Below are 17,145 nucleotides of genomic sequence, written 5' to 3' on the forward strand. Positions count from 1 at the left end.
AATATAAGCAATACAGCTAAAATTGCCCACGTTTGATGGGCGCGATTTTAAACACTAATTGGTGTGTGTCTAGTCATTTTTAATCTAATTTTTTATTTTTTTCGGCTATCCATTGCGACATGTATTGAGTGCTGCGCATTGTATGATGTTTAAGCATTTGGCCGGTGAAGTTTTTTTCGCGATGAGCGTTTAAATCGTTACTTATTGAATCGACTTTTTTAATTAACGCAGCGCTTAATTGCGCTTTATCGTACAGCGTATTAAGTAGTGTGTTGCCATTATGCTGCGCTTGTTCAAATTCACTTTGGCTGTTGTACATTTCAATGGCTGCATTGGCAAAGTCGTCAGCGGTGTTAGCTATTTTACCCGACCATGGTAAATCGTTATGCATGCCCTCTGCACCAATATTAGTAGTAACGCTGGGTGTTTGCATAATCATGGCTTCTAGTAATTTGCCTTTTATACCCGCACCAAAACGCAGTGGTGCTAAACATACTCGAGCGCTTTGCATTACATCAAACGCGTTATCGGCCCAGCCTTTTATTAAAAAACCGGTTTTAGGGTTATTAAGTGCCGTGGCCTTTGGTGGTGGGTAAGAGCCGTAAATATGTAGCTCTGCTTTTGGTAGTTGCTTGCGAATAAGTGGCCATATTTTTTGTAAGTAAAGTACAGCATCCCAATTTGGCGCATGCCTAAAGTTACCTATGGTCATAAAGTGCTGGCGCTGCTCAAACGTTTTTATGCTTGCAGGTAATGTACTTAAATCAACCATAAAGGGTAGGTGGTGCAATAAGCTTGGCTCTATTTTAAATACGCTATTTAGTAGGCTCATTTCATAACTTGAAATAATTAAGCTTAGGTCGCAGCGTAAAATAGCGGCAATTTCGCGTTTTGCTATATCTGAGTGTAAATCGCTGGTTGTAAATTCGCGCTCAGCTTTTAGTGCCGTGTGTCGAGCGTTACGCAAGCATTGTAAATCTTCAGTGTCTAAAATTTTAATCGCATTTGGGCAATGCTTATCAACACGCCAGCCAAATTGTTCTTCCATCATAAAACGGTCAAACATTACTATATCTGGATTATAGCTTTTAACGTATTCGTCAAAACTGTCACAGTTTAGCGCAATGCTTTGGCTGGTTATGCCGTAGTCGTCAAGGTTTACCATGTGGTCGGTGCGCTGCGCGGGCGTTGCAAATTCAACGTCCCAGTTTTGCGCTTTAAATGCATTTAATAACGACATCATGTGCGTACCCGCAGCAGACGAATTTGGTTCTGGCCATACGTAGCCAATTACCAGCACTTTTTTCATTGGCTAGAATCTCTAATTTTTGATAAATACTAACTCGTATTGTAACGAGTCAAACAACAAGTAAACAGCTGTGTAGTGTAATTTAAATTAGATTACTAAGTCATCTTTTACTCCACTTAAAGCAAGCTTAATACTTTATGAATAAAGCAAAACGTGTTTATATACAGCTATAATAGTAAAAAATAACAAAAGGATAAAAACATGAGCGCTTTTAGGCTGTTAGTTGCCCTTATTTGTTGTGTTGCATTAGTACCAACAAGTTATGCCGAGCAGGGGTACCAAACTCCATCACCCGAACTTGCCGCTTTGGTTGACGCAAAGTTAGCACCCACTAGCTACTTATCAAGCGATGGTCAATGGCTTGCGTTATTTGAACGCAAACGGGTAGTAACCCTTGATGAACTTGCAAAAGAAGAACTTAAACTAGCTGGGATTAAGCTTAATCCTGCTAATTTTTCGCGCTCCCGTGTAAATGCAAAATACAGTGCAGTAGAATTAAAGCATGTTCAAAGCGGGACAGTTATTCATATAAATAACGTACCAAAAGGGATTATTCGCTCACCTCAATGGTCATCTAATAGTAAGTATTTAGCCTTTGTAGTTGAACAGGCAGACCAAGCAAATTTATGGTTGTACAGCGTTGAAACAAAGCAAGCAAAAGCACTTTCTAGTTCTGCGTTAAATTCGGTATTAACCGCAACGCCTTACGAATGGCTGCCAGATAGCAGTGCAATAGTTGCAAATTTAGCGGTTAATATTGGTAAGCCAAGGCTTACAAATGATAGTCAAAATATTGTGCCTGTTATTCAACAAAGTACTGGCGAAAAAGCCCCAGCACGTACTTACCAAAACTTATTAACCAGCCCGTTTGATGAAGCGCAATTTAAGTTTTACGGGCAGGGTCAACTTGCTTACATAACGCTCGATGGTAATACACAAGCAATTGGCAGTTCAGCTTTATTTAAATCGTTTTCGGTTTCTCCTGATTCTACCAATATTTTAGTGGCAGGCATTAACGAGCCATTTTCGTATCAAGTACCTTACAGCCGTTTTGCAAGCACATGGCAAATATGGGGCATGCGCGGCTATGCATTAGCAGAGCTGGCAAAACAGCCACTTGCCGATAACATCCCACAAGGTTACGACAGTGTTCGCACTGGCCGCCGCAATTTTGAATGGCGAGCAGATCAAGGTGCAGAAGTTATTTGGGCGCAGGCACAAGATGGCGGCGACATGAAAACCGACGTTGAGCATCATGATTATATTTACAGCCTACGAGCTCCGTTTAAACGTGAGCCTAAATTATTTGCCAAAGTAGAACGCCGATACTCTGGTATTGAATGGGGCAACGAAAATGTTGCAATGCTTACAGACTGGCGTTTTAGCGATCGTCAAGTTCGTACCTATATAGTACAACCTCGTAATGCCGACAAAAACCGCGTTTTGTTCTCAGAGCGTAGTTATAACGATGCTTATAAAAATCCAGGTAATGCAATTTACGAACGCAACGATTTAGGCGCGAACGTAATTAAAATTGTAGGCGGGCGTTATATTTACCTGCGCGGCAATGGCGCTTCAGAGCAAGGTAATGTGCCTTTTTTAGATAGGTACGATGTTAAAACAAATAGCAGTAAACGTTTATGGCAATCAAAAGCCCCTTATTATGAGCGAGTACGCGCTCTGCTTGACGACGAAGGTGAGCGATTTATTACTATTCGTGAATCTAAAACTGAGCAACCTAACTTTTTTATACGTAATTTAGATAACGACATGCTAACGCAGTTAACGACATTTGAGCACCCGTATCCTGCATTTAAAGGTGTTACTAAAGAACAACTACGTTATAAGCGCGACGACGGTGTTGAGCTATCGGGCACGCTTTATTTACCACCAGGGTACGATAAAACACAAGGTCCGTTACCTGTGCTTATGTGGGCTTACCCACTTGAATACAAAGATAAAGCCGTAGCATCGCAAGTACGCGAATCGCCTTATGCATTCACTTATATTGGATACTGGGGGCCAATGCCTTACCTTGCCAAAGGCATTGCCGTATTTGACGATCCTAAAATGCCAATAGTGGGTATTGATGGTAGCGAGCCTAACGATAACTTTAGAAAGCAGTTAGTATCAAGCGCGCAAGCCGCAGTTGATGTTTTAGTTAAAAAAGGCATTGCTGATAAAGATAAAATAGCGATAGCAGGGCACTCATACGGTGCATTTATGGTTGCTAATTTACTGGCTCACACTGATTTGTTTAAAACGGGTATTGCCCGTAGCGGCGCGTATAACCGCACATTAACGCCGTTTGGTTTTCAAGGAGAAGAGCGTGATTTTTGGCAAGCACAAAGTGTGTACGCTAATATGTCGCCGTTTTTCCACGCTGAAAAAATTAACGAGCCAATGCTAATGATTCACGGTCAAGAGGATCCTAACTCTGGAACATTCCCAATGCAAAGTGAGCGCATGTACGCAGCGCTTAAAGGTTTAGGTAAAGATGCTCGCTTAGTCATGCTTCCTTATGAGGCACATGGTTACCGTGCGCGTAAAAGCTTATTGCATGTATTGTGGGAACAAGAGCAGTGGCTTGATAAATACTTGCTAAATGACTCAACTAAAGAGCCAGAGCAAGTGCCAGAGTCAATACCGAGTGAATAGTAAAGTACGTGTTTATGTTGTGAGGGCAAGAAGACCCACCCTTAATCTCACGGAACATTCCCAATGCAAAGTGAGCGTATGTACACAGCCCTAAAGGGGTTAGGTAAAGACGCTCGCTTAGTCATGCTTCCTTATGAAGCACATGGTTACCGTGCGCGTAAAAGCTTATTGCATGTGTTGTGGGAACAAGCGCAGTGGTTAGATAAATACTTGCTAAATGACTCAACTAAAGTATCAGAGCCAGAGCCAATGCCAGTGCCTGAGCTCACCAAAGGCCAGTAGTAAAATAGGTATTTAAAAACGTGGCTATTTAGCCGCGTTTTTTTATTTTTAGTTAATTTAACATAAGAGCATATTAATGATTGATGCAGCAGCACTTGCGGTTTTTATTCCCACCTTCTTTTTTGTGTCGATAACACCAGGTATGTGCATGACTCTCGCCATGACACTCGGTATGAGCATCGGCGTACGCCGCACATTATGGATGATGATAGGTGAATTGTTAGGTGTAGCTGCAGTAGCCGTTGCAGCGGTGCTTGGGGTTGCAAGCATCATGCTAAATTACCCAGATGCGTTCGCTATTCTAAAGTGGGTAGGCGGTGCGTACTTAATTTATATTGGTTTTAATATGTGGCGAGCCAAAGGTAAAATGTCGATTGATACCTCAAAACCAAATGACGTGAGTAGGCAGTCATTATTTACGCAAGGTTTTGTAACCGCAATTGCAAACCCTAAAGGCTGGGCGTTTATGATCTCATTACTGCCGCCGTTTATAAGTGTTGAGTACGCTCTAGCACCGCAGCTTTTAGTATTGCTTGGTGTAATAATGGTCAGCGAATTTGTATGCATGTTAGCTTACGCAACAGGTGGTAAAAGCCTACGTTTATTTTTAGCCCGTGGCGATAATATTAAATGGATGAACCGTATAGCAGGAAGCTTAATGGCCGCTGTAGGCGTATGGTTAGCACTTGGGTGATATGGTTTGTATTGCAATAACCCATTCTTTGCATAACAAATATCAAAACTGAAAAGTAATTCTATCTATATATTAATATAGAATAATATTTATTAAAATACGTACGGAAGCAGTAATAATATGAACAGCTTGATTTATAAAGTAATTACTATCTTCTTCTTATTGATGTTTACAACGCTCTCTTTTGCATCGGAGGAGCCTGTTGATAATACAAAACAAGAAACAGTATTAAGCACAATAAATACGCTTTATGATCTTGGCTACATAACAGCAGACAACGCAAAAAAAGCAAAAATAGAATTGTTAGCTGAACCTAACACGGCTTTTGAAGATGAGAAAGCGATAGATGAAAAAGCTACCAATCAGGAGGGTTACTTTACTGCTATAAACATTCTTAAATCACTTGCGGTTATTGCATTGTTGATTGTTTTTCATAGGGTGATTTATGAAATTGTTTGTTTAATAATCGCTATTCCGGCAATAATTCTTCAATCTATTTTACTCTTTTCAGGGTACTTGTTGATAAGCCAAGCTGAATCTATATGGGCATTACAGGCATATTATGTAAGTATTATTGGCGTAGTTATTCACATTGGTACGTTTTATTGGTTTATATTTATCTACGAAGATGCGCTAGAAGCAATTGCTCGAAAGCTAACCTTTAATAGAATTTCAGACATTGATATTATTTTTTATGCTGGTGTATTTTGCTACACCGCTTATTTTACTATTGTTCTGCAAAGCCCTGTTTTAGGAATATTTGCAGTGAGTACATTTATTTTAATTTTTGGCGAAAATTTTTGTAGGCTTATTGGCGTTGAAGAAGAAAACAGAAACAATGTCCTGCTTATTACAACGGGGGGGGTTGTATTAAGCTATTCAGTGCTAAAAGTAATGCAAGTAGATATACCTTGGTTAAGCTATTTTTCAATGGGAATTGAATATGCTGCAACGGGGGTTTTAGCTTTTGGCTTATTTGTTTATAGTCGGTTTAATATTAAAATTATTGATAACGATAATAAGGTGCGTCAAAGATGCGCCGTAGTTGCTTTTGTTATTATAGAAATACTGAGTTTAATTGCTTTACTCACTTTTAATCTGCCAGTGATACCTGCCATTATAAACACTGTATTTTTTCTCTATGTGATTATGACGGTTGTAGATTTAGTTGGTAATAAACACGGTATGTTAGCAATTGTGTTAGTTGCTATTATTTTGTATGCGGTTGCGGTTTTAATTGAGTCGTCTCCTCAATTATTTATACAAAATATTTTTTAAATATTTATTATTTAGCTACTATTAAATTCAAATTATTATCATCATTGTATATCGAGCAAAATTACATTTAAATAAATAATGAATGATTTTGCTCGATAGCTCGCTTTATTACTTTTTAGATTAAGCCCCTGAACTCTGGTTAAGAGATCAGGGGCTTAATTTAGAAGGCTTACTCTAACGGGCGAATTGCTTTTATGTCTTGATCTGCTGCCCATAACATAATGTCTTCTCGCTTTAAGGCTGTTGCCATTAAGTCTGGAAACTGTTCTGGGGTGCATGCAAATACGGGGCTGCCAAGCGTTGCAAATTCAGCTGCCATTTGCGCGTCGTAAGCGGGTCTGCCATCGTCACTTAAGGCGAGTAGAGTAATGACGTTTACACCTTGTTTTACTAGCTGAGCAACACGTTGTTTTAACTGAACTTCATCGCCACCTTCATATAAATCAGAAATAAGTAACAGGTGCGTTTTAGTTGGCTGTTCTATTTGTTTTTCGCAATAAGCAATCGCTTGGTTAATATCGGTGCCACCACCTAATTGAATCCCAAATAAAACGCTAACAGGGTCAGTTAAATCTTCTGTTAAATCAACAACGCTGGTATCAAAGCATATCAGCTTGGTTTTTACTGCGGGAATAGACGCCATTACGGCTGCAAAAATTGAGCTATACACGACCGAAGTTGCCATAGAGCCAGATTGATCAACACACAGTACTACTTCATCAAGATCGGCTAAACGGCGTTGCTGACGCATAAAACCAATTAACTTTTCAGGCACTATGGTTTTATATTCAGGTTGATAATGGCGCAGATTTGCATGAATGGTTCTAGGCCAATCAATATCATTAAAGCGAGGTTTAAAGCTTCGTTTAGATTTATTTAAAGCCCCTCTAATTGCTTCAGATGTTTTTTGCTCTAGTTTGTCCATTAACTCTTTGACGACTTTTTCTATAACTTGTCGTGCGGTTTCGATTGTTTTTTCAGGCATAATTGAGCGTAAACTGATTAAGTCAGCTATTAAATGTACGTCAGCCTCAATAGCACTTAAAAACTCAGGCTCCATTAGCATTTCTTTTAAGCCGAGCCTTTCAAAGGCATCTTTTTGAACGACTTGCACGACTGGGGTCGGAAAAAACTCACGAATATCGCCTAACCACTTCGATACTTTAGGTGCTGAACGGCTGAGACTTCCTCGCCCTTGTTTGTTTGAGTTGTCAGAGCCATAAAGCGCTGAAAGTGCACCCGATAAACGTTCATCGCGATTAGATAACGGCGGTTGTTGTTCGTCGTTTACACCTAAAGCAAGCTGCCAACGGCGTGACTTTTCGCTTAATGTTGTCGCCATTGGTTCGTTATTTTCGTTCAGCTCTTGGGTTAAAGTCGTTTTATCATTCATATTAACCAATCCTTATCACGCTGTGCGAGTTTCGCTAATTGTGATAACTGTTGTTGCCATAACGCATAATGGGTTGTATCGGTATTGTGTGTTATTTCAGAGGTTGATTTACTGCTAAACAGGGTATCAAATAAACGTTTTCGCTCCATTGAATCAAGGTTTGAAAATACGCGTCTAAATAGCGGTAAAAATTCAATAAAGGTGGTTTCTTCCAGATGTAACAACCAGTTATTAATGGCATCAAGCAGCACCGAATCATATAAAAGCTGGTCTACTGCATCAGTAAAAAAACCATCAAAAAAGAGCGCAGCTTGAGCTGGCGGTAAAGCGGGCGACAGCATTTTATTAAGCATTAAGCTGAGCTGCTCACTGTTTAATCTTTCTGCTTGATAAAGTAGCCTTGCACATAAACCGATAAGTAAAAAATTTGATTGGCTTGAATGCGTTATCTCTTCAATACTTTGCCACCATTTTGCTAAGGTGTCGGTGTTATTTAAATGCAATACCAAGGCTCTATGAGCTGCATGAATGTTTTGACGATACTGTTGTGTTTCTTCGTCATTTAAATTTCTACATGCGTAGGGAAGTGCAAGTGCTGCTTGAATCGTTAGGCGTTCAATTAATTCATCAATTTTACCCAAAGCAAGTGTACGAGCTGTGCCATAACGGCTTATATCAATAAGAGGTGAAATACTGGTCAGTAAATCATGGCAGTCACTTACTTGACCCGCTCGCGCGGTAAGTTGCGTTAAGCCAAAGTCTGTTGCATTGTTTAAATTGGCACTTAAGCAGCTGTTTACTAATGTTGCGAGCTTGCCGAGGTGTTGCTCTTTAGCTAATGCTGCAATTACTTTGTTGTTTGCGGCTTGCTCTATGGTGCTTCCGTAAACTAAGTGTTCAACGAGTTTAATAGCGTATTCGGGTTGCCATATTAAACGCCATTTTTCTCTAAATGTTCCTCGACTACTTCCTGCGTCTAATTGCTCGCCCCACGGTACATCTAGTAATTGTAATCGGTGAAGTAAAACCGATTTGTTTTGTCCTATGTCACTGCGTAAATCGAGCGAATGCTCTTTTTCGAGTGCTTCGGGTTTTAGCCTGTATTTTTTTTGTAGTTTTTGAAGATCTTCTAATAATGGCACAAGGTCGATGTCGTCGGGTATTTCACCTACTTGTTGACCCAATAATACGGTTTTATTTATTTGTTGCCACAATGCGTACTCGCCAAAGCACATACAGCTAATAACCGCGTCGGTTATTTCTTCAAAGCTTGGCTGTGGTCTGTCTCGTACTGCGGCTAAACTTAGGCTAAGACGCTGTGCTTCGATAATAGATGCGGTTGAAATAATAGCGCCTTGCTCGCGTAAAGTATTGGCAATAAACACAAGCCAAGGAGCAATATGATCGTCTTGATTACGGTGTTGCCATAAATGTTGATACCACATAGGCGCCGACACGCCTGCGCCATAACCCGCTTGGGTAGCTAAACGCGACGATGTCCAAGGGATCCAAGTTGATTTATATTTACTTGCGGCTAGTTTTTTTGGAAGTGTTTTAATTAAAGCACGATCATCTTTTGTGGTGTGTTTACCTTTTAGTGCAGGGACATGCCATGCACCGCATATTACGGCGATTGGTCCATCACACTCTTTTGCTACTTTTGCTATTTCTAAACGCATAAAAGCTTCACGCAGGCGGTCTTGCTCTAATGCCGGAGAGTCATCTGCAATAGGTTGGCGAAGGGCGGTCATTGCGTGTTCTACTTGCTCAAAAATGGCTAAGCTGTCATCACGGCTTTGTTCTATAAGATCGTTCCACCAGCCCTCTGCGTCTTCATAACCGGCAATATTTGCTAGTGCGCCAATAGGGTCGTGTAACAACGCTGCTAACTGAGGGTCTGAGGTTTCTAGTTCATTAGATGATGTATTTTGCTCATTTTCATTTGTAATTTCATCATCACAATTACTGTCGTTGTCATTATTAGCATCTTGCTCTATTTGCATTTGCGCTAAACGCACTGAAATAGGTAAGTCAATAAACTCAACCGGTTTTTGTTGATTAGCTGCCCACAAACAAGCTTGGTATTCAGGTGAATACTCAGCAAAAGGATAAAAAATACTGTTGCTTGCGTGCTCAACTGCATAGTTTAATAATGCAATGGGGGGCTTCATTTGCGGGTGGGCTAATAAAGGCAGTAGTTCATTGCAATCAGCTGGTCCTTCAATTAATACGTGCTGTGGTTGTAGCTGCTCAAGCGCGGCTAATAAGCGCTTACTCGAGCCAGGACCATGATGTCGTATACCAAAGTAGTGAATATCAGAGTGTGCCATTAGTTAACCTTATAACACCTGATTTAAATGATGGTAGTAGTCTTCAAACCCTTTGCGTTTTTTAAGCACCGTTTCAAGGTATTCTTCTAATACAGCACGGTCTTGAACAGGGTCTTTAACAATAGCGCCAAGCAGGTTTTGACTTATTTCAGCTGCACCTAGGTCGCCTTTATTAAACCAATTTGCTTGGCTCAACCCACCAACCATAACCGATATAGCCTCTGCTGTTGAAAGGTTGCCCGTGGTTGTTTTAAGTGTAAGCTTACCGTCTAGGGTTTCTCCGCCGCGTAGTTCTCTAAAAATAGCGACTACTTTTTCTATTTCATCAGCTGTGTTTTTAGGCACTGGTAAATCTAACGATTTACCCATTTCTATTACGCGTTTATTAATTATTTCAACTTCTTGTTCTGCAGAATCAGGCAGAGGTAATACAACCACGTTAAAGCGACGTTTAAGAGCTGATGAAAGCTCGTTTACGCCTTTATCACGGTTATTGGCTGTGGCAATAATATTAAAGCCTCTTTGTGCAAAAATAGAATCGTTTAGCTCTGGAATAGGCAGCATTTTTTCAGACAATACGGTAATTAAAGTGTCTTGTACGTCAGAACCCATACGCGTTAGCTCTTCAAAGCGACATAAATTACCGCTTTGCATTGCACGAAACAACGGCGTTGCAACTAATGCTTCTTTACTTGGTCCGTGTGCGAGTAGTTGTGCGTAATTCCAACCGTAACGAATTTGGTTCTCGTCTGTGCCGGCGGTACATTGTATTACTTGTGTACTGCATCCGCATATTGCAGCGCTTAAATGCTCAGATACCCACGACTTAGCTGTACCTGGTACACCTAATAATAATAAAGCACGGTCTGTAGCAAGTGTCGCAACGGCTGTTTCTATAATGCGACGGTTACCAATATATTTAGCCGAAATTTCAACACCAGAAGGTGTTTTACCACCCATTAAATAGGTTACCACTGCTTGAGGAGATAAAGCCCAGTTGTAAGGTTTGCTACCAGTGTCTTCTGCTTTTAAAGCATCTAACTCTACTTGGTACGTTTGCTCAACGGGTAAACGAAGTATATCGCTCATTATAATGTCCTTGAATTTTATGTGTACGAGCCCAGCATTTCCTTAGGCGACTAATTTTTATAATATAAAAGTTATATTTGTGTAGGTGTTTTCTAGCGCTATATTGAGATTAAGAGAATCCAGCGCTGGGTCGTTGGGTAATACACCTAGAGTAATAAAGTAATCATACGCTTGCTGCGCTAAAGACGGCGGTAAAAACAGACCTAGTTTAAGTAGCTCAGGGCGGATGTGATATTGTTCAATATAATGACCTTTACTTATATCTTGTTTAATATCATCTGTTAGCTCTTTCCACGCGATAGATTGGCTTAATTGCAGCCAAGTTAAGTGAGTTAAAGGTTGATCTGCTAATAATGACCAATAAGTAAACCCTAAATTTAACACTTCTTTTTCTAAAATGTAGTTTAGTACTTCCGATGCACCTTGTACCGAAAAACGAGATTCTATACCGTGTAATACAGCACTGAAAAAACGGTCATAACGAAGTTCTTTGCAGCACTTTTCAAAAAAGCGTTCCAATATATATTGAGGTAAAGAGTCAAAAGCATTACGAATAAAGCTAATGTTGTCTTGTTCTCTGTGCTCGGTAAAACGCCAGTTTTTACACAGTTCTATTAATGAAATCCCCAGCGCTTCTGCTAAGTCAGGTAAAGCAACGTCGTTAATTAATTCGGTGCGCATAGCTTGTTGTTTTATGCTGTTAAGTGTTGCAGGCAAAATAACCGTCATTTTTTTGGGTAAAAGCTGCGTTTTTACAACAAGCCATTGGGCTAGCTCTTGCGCTAGTTGCTCATTTTTTTCATCTTTAATGAAGATGTCTAACCGAGATAAAAATCGCGTAGCGAGTTGTACTACTTTTTTAGACTTATTTTTAAGGCAAATTTCTAAAATAGGTATGTCTTGCGACGTTAAATTAACTTTTAAAATTTTATAGAGCTTGTAACGTGCCTCAGAAGGAGCAGCTTGAGCTAATTGATGAATATATTGCCCCGCAACTTGGGGTTTAATGTCGCGCAGCCGTGTAAGTGAAGACTCAATTTGCGCTGCAGAAAGCTCAGCAAAGTTAACTTTATCAAACTGTAAATCTCGTATTAAATGCCATTGGGTTAGTTGATTATTAGCCCAGTACTGCCAAGTAAAATAACAACCAGGAATGTTTTTAGTGTTTTCTGTCGGCATCCAATCACTTGGATGAGCGCAAACTTCGTAGTTAGCTAACAGGTTTAACAATTGTAAAATACTGTGTGAGTTATTTTTACACTCAGCCATAACCCGATTAAATAAAGGGCGAAGTGATTGTCCAATGCTTGCAAAAGCAAGCTCAGGAATATCTTGTGTGGGCTCTAAATCATCACTGGGTGACAAATAATGAGTCACTAACTGTTGCTGTTGCGTTAAAATTAACGCATATAAATTTAGTTTAGTAGGGTCGTGTTCTAATGGCGTTAATACTGAATGCCACTGCTTGGGTAAGTCTGCTACGTTAATTTGGTTATTACCAATAAGCCATTTTTTTTCTAGATTTTGAGCCGTATTTAAAGCGTTGTTAAGCTCTATAGCTACTTCGTTTTTGTTATCGGTTGTTGATATTACAGACATGTAATGACTCCCCAATGCTCGGTTTTTGCACTAATTAGCTCAGCAAATTGCCCATTGAGCAATACAAACACACTGCTAAGTTGGCTACCTAAAATAATGGGGTTTATTGCGTTATTAATTAACGGTAAACACTGCGTTTTATCTTTATTGTGCCACCAGTATTGCCCTGTATTATCTTCACTAATACGACCGGCTTGCGCTATGTAAGGCACGTCATCAATCCAAGGCATTTTGGCATGTATTGCAAGAAAGTGTTCTCGCCAATGGGTATTATTAGTTGGTTGACTCACGGGCGTGTCGGTAATGTATTTATGTTCGCCTAAAATTGCGCGTAAAGGAGATCGGCTAGGGTAAAAAATAACACTTCCTTCAATCTGCATACCAATAACACTTGTTGTTTTATTTTTGCCACTTTTAACCGTGGAGTAATCAAGCAATAAAGCAAATGTAGGAGCAGCGCTTAACGATGACGAACTATCAGCGACTAAAAGCAGCCAGCGCATTGATACTTGAAGCCCATTACGAAGCATTTCTGACTTTTCGCCAATAATTTGCCAAGTACCATTTTTCACAATTGGTTTAGGCATATCAGAGGTGGGTGCTAGTAATTGCTCACGATTTTCGCTGCTTGCAACACTTCTAAATGTATCTATATCGTCAGGGTTTGCTAGCCACGCTTCGCTAAGCAGTATCAATTTCGCAAATTCTTGCAATACAAAATTTGGCTGTTGTTGAATAGGAAACACGCTTATTTTAGCCGGAAGCTCGTCAATGCGGGCAGCTAAGTTAACCGCTTTTGCATCAACTAAACGCGCCGCAATTTTTCGGCACTTTGTGGTATCTTCTTTTAAAAAGTGAACAATACCGTGGCTTAATTGATCGTTTACCCATTGCTGAAATTCTATTAAACCTTGTTTAATAGAATCTTGCGTTTTAGCCCTATTTTGAGATGCACGCTTTGCTTTATCAGCTTCTCGTTTTGCTATTTCTTCAGGCGTGAGTGTTTGTTCTGTAGGTGTGCTTTGAGTATTAAGCTTATTGGCCGGTTTATTACTATCGTCAGTCGATGTTGTTTTTTCGCCTGTATTAGTACGTTTACGTCTGCCAAGCCAATCGTTTACCCATTCGGGTGGATCTGTTTTAGTAAAGTTACTAGGCACATCAGAAAACAACCAAAATAAAGCCAATACATGTTTACAAGGAAACTTACGCGAAGGGCAAGTACATTTATAGCCGTTATCAGCAACATCAGCCATTGTATAATAAGGTTTAGAGCCCGAACCTTGGCACTCACCCCAAATAGTATTAACGTTTTCGGATTGACTCAATACCGGCCATTTTGCAGGATTAAGTAACTTTTTTGCTGCGTTGATTGAAGGCTGATCTGGAGCAAGAGCTTGCACAAGCGATTCGGATACTTCCATGTTATAACGCCTACTTATTTTACGTTGTAAAAATAAATTTTATCGTGTCATTTTATCTGTAATTATCATAAATACAATAAGATAATTGTTATCGTATGTAGTCATTTAATCGCTTTTTCTACTGGGCAGCCTTGTTTTCTGCATACACCTTCATTGCATAATTTACATATTTTTCGCGCTTCTATTTGCTCGCTTGTTAAAGTGCCGAGCGCTATTTCTATTAAACTTAAAAAGCTTTGTTTTTGCTCAGTATTAAAGTTGCTAAGTATTTTAGACGTCGCTGTTTCTCGGTTGCTTAGTATTAGCTCAACCCGTTTACTTCCTTTATCGGTTGTACGTAAAACAACAGATCGGGCGTCTTTTAATGACTTTTGTCTTTTTACAAGTTCTTCTTTTTCAAGCGTATTTATTAGCCTAACTGCACCCGAGTGGGTTAAACCTAACACCTTGCTTAGCACATCAATGGTTTCGTTTGGGTGGTTATAAATAGTAACTAATGCTGCTTCGTGGCTCAGGCTTCGCCCGCCTAGCTCGGCAATCTGCTTTTCAATGTCATTTGAAACCGAAGTAGCAAAAGTGCCAATTAGGTTTGATAAGTATTTTTCATTTTTCATAAATCAATTATATGTGATTCGATCATATAAACATAGTGACAAGTTTAACGCTCTCGCTTATTGTGTGACTCAGTCATGTATATGATTCAAATTAGTTGTCTTGTGCTTAACGTATATTGAATAAGTTACCGCACACAATCCAATAAAATAAAGCGAAGAGATTAAATGAAAAATGATTTAGAAACATTACGTTACACCAAAAAATTTAAAACGGTATTAGATAAAAAAATGGCGTACGTAGACGAGGGGCAAGGTGATCCTATTGTATTTTTACACGGCAATCCTACATCTAGTTACCTTTGGCGAAACGTTATGCCTTATCTAGAAAGTAAAGGACGCTTAATTGCAATAGATATGATTGGGATGGGGGATTCGCAAAAGTTAGATAATACGACAGACAGTAGTTACTCTTTAGCTGAAAACAGTAAGTACACATTCGCACTTTTAGAGGCGTTGGGTGTAAATAAAAACGTAACTTTAGTGCTACACGATTGGGGTTCTGGTGTTGGTTTTAATTGGGCTAATACACATCGTGATGCTGTAAAAGCCATTGCGTTTATGGAAGCAATTGTTACTGACTTCCCTACATGGGATGACTTTCCTAAAGATTTGCACGGCCCCATTGGCACTATGCGCTCAGCTGAGGGCGATAAAATGGTGCTTAATGATAACTTTTTTATTGAAACAATATTACCGGCGACTATTTCGCGCAAATTAACGCAAGCAGAGCATGATGAATACCGCAGACCGTATTTAAATGCAGGGGAAGACCGCCGTGCAATTTTAGCAGGACCTCGCCAATTACCAATAGCAGGGGAGCCTGCCGATACCGTGGCTTTAGTTAAAAGCTATGCGAATTTTTTAGCTAATTCACATGACATACCAAAGTTATTTATTAATGCTGAACCGGGTGCTTTTTTAGTTGGTTACGCAAGAGACTTTGTGCGCACATGGCCAAATTTAACTGAGGTAACCGTGAGCGGTATTCACTATGTACAAGAAGATTCGCCACACGAAATAGGTAAAGCTATTTCAGATTGGCTACCCGTAACAAATTAAAAAAGATTACACATAAACAAGTGCTTAAAAGTAAGGTGTTAGCAACGGCTAATTAGTGTGTGTTATCCGACACTTTATGTATAACGTAACTTGTACATTTGTTGAATATTGAAAAAGCATGAAGCTCTTTATCAAGGGCTTCAAAAAAGGCGTCTTTATTTTTTAATTTAGGCTCTAAATGTAAGTGGTTTACGTTTAGTGTTTTACTCAATTTATCAACTTTACAATCGGCGCGAGCAACCAAGTTGCCATCCCATAAAATAGGTAAGCAAAAATAGCCGTGTATGCGTTTAGCTTCTGGTACATAACACTCTAATAAGTAATCAAACTCGAAAATTGCGCTAGCTCTTTGTCGTTGTATGAGTAAATTATCGAACGGGGAAATAATTTTAGCCTGCTTTTTATTAAGCCGATCATTAAGTAAGTTTAAAGCGCTACTGCTGGTAAAGTAAGGCATGTTGTTAATGAGTATGGGCTCTATTATTTTCGATTCTAATAATTCATTAAGCGTTTGTTTTATTAGTGCTTTACTATTTTTTAGTAAATAGGTTATTTGATTTAACGTGCCAAATCCATGCGCTTTTAAATAATTTAATATCAAAAATTGTCCGTATTCGCTATCAGTTGGGATTGCAGTGTTTATATTGCTTGGTAATACGTGCGATGTTAGGTCGTACACTTTATGAAAGTTTTTACGCTCAGTAATCATTAAATCACCCTGCATAAACAAAACTTCTAACGCTTGCTTCGTAGGTTTTGCTCCCCAGCCATTACTTTTAATATTTTGCGATGCAAAGTCTTTAGCCATTAATGGGCCTTCGCTCTTTATTCGGGTAATAACATGGTTCATCATTTTTTCATCTTTTTTAAACCAATGTGTTTGCTCGCCATTTTTTAATGCCGCTTTGCGTGGGAGGGTAAATCGGTAGTTTTGCATGGGTAAATAGGCCGCCGCATGCGACCAGTATTCAAACACCTGCTTATTTGCTACAAGATGGTCTAAATGATCGATGTTGTAATCTGCGTGTCGACTAAAAAGAGTATGATGATGAGCACGCTGTACAACAGAAATAGTATCTATTTGCACATAGCCAACGTTATTAAACACCGCTAATGTTTTAGCTAATGCAGTACCAGCTTTGGGGGTTTTTGAAAGCAAGCCTTGGGAAAGTAACGCAAGCTTTTTAGCGTGGGATAAGGAGAGTGATTTCATCGGTATTTTATTAATAACATAAGCAAAAAAACAAAATACCATATAAACAAGGTGAATATGATAACCTTTTTATCAAAGGCTGACTTTTAAATAAACGAGCTAAAAACAGTAATGTAAACATGAAAATGGTGTTATGGGCTTAAATTTGAGTGTTGGCTGCTAACTAATTAATGGCAAATTAAAACGAGGCTCCAGCTGTTTTA

General features: G+C 39.4%; 13 protein-coding genes. 5 read left to right on the plus strand and 8 right to left on the minus strand.

Going from position 1 to position 17,145, the window contains the following annotated elements:
* Positions 1-79: 79 nt before the first annotated feature.
* Positions 80-1,309 (minus strand): glycosyltransferase, encoded by a 1,230-nt coding sequence (locus GQR56_RS03820; RefSeq protein WP_166109208.1) that lies wholly within the window; start codon positions 1,307-1,309, stop codon positions 80-82.
* 201 nt (positions 1,310-1,510) lie between these two features.
* Between GQR56_RS03820 and GQR56_RS03825 the strand changes: the two genes are divergently transcribed.
* The 4 genes from GQR56_RS03825 (at position 1,511) to GQR56_RS03840 (ending at position 6,221) form a co-directional block, all read left to right on the plus strand.
* Entirely contained in the window at positions 1,511-3,967 is a 2,457-nt protein-coding gene (locus GQR56_RS03825; protein ID WP_166109209.1) for a prolyl oligopeptidase family serine peptidase, read from the plus strand.
* 63 nt (positions 3,968-4,030) lie between these two features.
* Complete coding sequence (locus GQR56_RS03830; RefSeq protein WP_166109210.1) at positions 4,031-4,249, plus strand: hypothetical protein; 219 nt, start codon at positions 4,031-4,033, stop codon at positions 4,247-4,249.
* Between the two features lie 76 nt (positions 4,250-4,325).
* Positions 4,326-4,943, plus strand: coding sequence for a LysE family translocator (locus tag GQR56_RS03835; protein WP_166109211.1), 618 nt, complete (start codon positions 4,326-4,328; stop codon positions 4,941-4,943).
* Positions 4,944-5,063: 120 nt separating this feature from the next.
* Complete coding sequence (locus tag GQR56_RS03840) at positions 5,064-6,221, plus strand: hypothetical protein (RefSeq protein ID WP_166109212.1); 1,158 nt, start codon at positions 5,064-5,066, stop codon at positions 6,219-6,221.
* Between the two features lie 169 nt (positions 6,222-6,390).
* On the opposite strand, the gene GQR56_RS03845 is transcribed toward GQR56_RS03840, so the two are convergent.
* From GQR56_RS03845 to GQR56_RS03870, 6 genes are all read right to left on the minus strand, one after another.
* Positions 6,391-7,614 carry a VWA domain-containing protein gene (locus tag GQR56_RS03845; RefSeq protein ID WP_206018081.1) on the minus strand — a complete coding sequence of 408 codons (1,224 nt, stop codon included), beginning with the start codon at positions 7,612-7,614 and terminating at the stop codon, positions 6,391-6,393.
* A complete protein-coding gene (locus GQR56_RS03850) occupies positions 7,611-9,944 on the minus strand; it encodes a DUF5682 family protein (protein WP_166109213.1) in 2,334 nt (777 codons plus the stop codon). Before GQR56_RS03850 ends, GQR56_RS03845 begins: the two co-directional genes overlap by 4 nt.
* 9 nt (positions 9,945-9,953) lie before the next feature.
* Positions 9,954-11,033 (minus strand): AAA family ATPase, encoded by a 1,080-nt coding sequence (locus GQR56_RS03855; RefSeq protein ID WP_024610242.1) that lies wholly within the window; start codon positions 11,031-11,033, stop codon positions 9,954-9,956.
* Positions 11,034-11,090: 57 nt separating this feature from the next.
* Positions 11,091-12,632, minus strand: a complete 1,542-nt coding sequence (locus GQR56_RS03860) for a DUF5691 domain-containing protein (protein ID WP_166109214.1) — start codon at positions 12,630-12,632, stop codon at positions 11,091-11,093.
* Positions 12,623-14,056: an SWIM zinc finger family protein gene (locus tag GQR56_RS03865; protein ID WP_166109215.1), complete on the minus strand. Its 1,434-nt coding sequence runs from the start codon at positions 14,054-14,056 to the stop codon at positions 12,623-12,625. Before GQR56_RS03865 ends, GQR56_RS03860 begins: the two co-directional genes overlap by 10 nt.
* A gap of 101 nt (positions 14,057-14,157) precedes the next feature.
* Positions 14,158-14,670, minus strand: coding sequence for a MarR family transcriptional regulator (locus tag GQR56_RS03870; RefSeq protein WP_166109216.1), 513 nt, complete (start codon positions 14,668-14,670; stop codon positions 14,158-14,160).
* 165 nt (positions 14,671-14,835) lie between these two features.
* On the opposite strand from GQR56_RS03870, the gene GQR56_RS03875 reads away from it, so the two are divergent.
* Positions 14,836-15,729, plus strand: a complete 894-nt coding sequence (locus GQR56_RS03875; RefSeq protein WP_166109217.1) for a haloalkane dehalogenase — start codon at positions 14,836-14,838, stop codon at positions 15,727-15,729.
* Positions 15,730-15,781: 52 nt separating this feature from the next.
* Here GQR56_RS03875 and GQR56_RS03880 read toward each other — a convergent pair whose 3' ends face one another.
* Positions 15,782-16,942, minus strand: coding sequence for a crosslink repair DNA glycosylase YcaQ family protein (locus GQR56_RS03880; RefSeq protein ID WP_166109218.1), 1,161 nt, complete (start codon positions 16,940-16,942; stop codon positions 15,782-15,784).
* Positions 16,943-17,145: the final 203 nt, after the last annotated feature.

This window comes from Pseudoalteromonas sp. Z9A5, assembly GCF_011378875.1.
Lineage (GTDB): Bacteria > Pseudomonadota > Gammaproteobacteria > Enterobacterales > Alteromonadaceae > Pseudoalteromonas.

Coding starts and splice junctions, on each gene's coding strand:
- GQR56_RS03835 (WP_166109211.1), top strand. CDS start 4,326: ATGATTGATGCAGCAGCACTTGCGGTTTTTATTCCCACCTTCTTTTTT.
- GQR56_RS03860 (WP_166109214.1), bottom strand. CDS start 12,632: ATGTCTGTAATATCAACAACCGATAACAAAAACGAAGTAGCTATAGAG.
- GQR56_RS03870 (WP_166109216.1), bottom strand. CDS start 14,670: ATGAAAAATGAAAAATACTTATCAAACCTAATTGGCACTTTTGCTACT.
- GQR56_RS03825 (WP_166109209.1), top strand. CDS start 1,511: ATGAGCGCTTTTAGGCTGTTAGTTGCCCTTATTTGTTGTGTTGCATTA.
- GQR56_RS03830 (WP_166109210.1), top strand. CDS start 4,031: ATGCAAAGTGAGCGTATGTACACAGCCCTAAAGGGGTTAGGTAAAGAC.
- GQR56_RS03845 (WP_206018081.1), bottom strand. CDS start 7,614: ATGAATGATAAAACGACTTTAACCCAAGAGCTGAACGAAAATAACGAA.
- GQR56_RS03820 (WP_166109208.1), bottom strand. CDS start 1,309: ATGAAAAAAGTGCTGGTAATTGGCTACGTATGGCCAGAACCAAATTCG.
- GQR56_RS03855 (WP_024610242.1), bottom strand. CDS start 11,033: ATGAGCGATATACTTCGTTTACCCGTTGAGCAAACGTACCAAGTAGAG.
- GQR56_RS03850 (WP_166109213.1), bottom strand. CDS start 9,944: ATGGCACACTCTGATATTCACTACTTTGGTATACGACATCATGGTCCT.
- GQR56_RS03875 (WP_166109217.1), top strand. CDS start 14,836: ATGAAAAATGATTTAGAAACATTACGTTACACCAAAAAATTTAAAACG.
- GQR56_RS03865 (WP_166109215.1), bottom strand. CDS start 14,056: ATGGAAGTATCCGAATCGCTTGTGCAAGCTCTTGCTCCAGATCAGCCT.
- GQR56_RS03880 (WP_166109218.1), bottom strand. CDS start 16,942: ATGAAATCACTCTCCTTATCCCACGCTAAAAAGCTTGCGTTACTTTCC.
- GQR56_RS03840 (WP_166109212.1), top strand. CDS start 5,064: ATGAACAGCTTGATTTATAAAGTAATTACTATCTTCTTCTTATTGATG.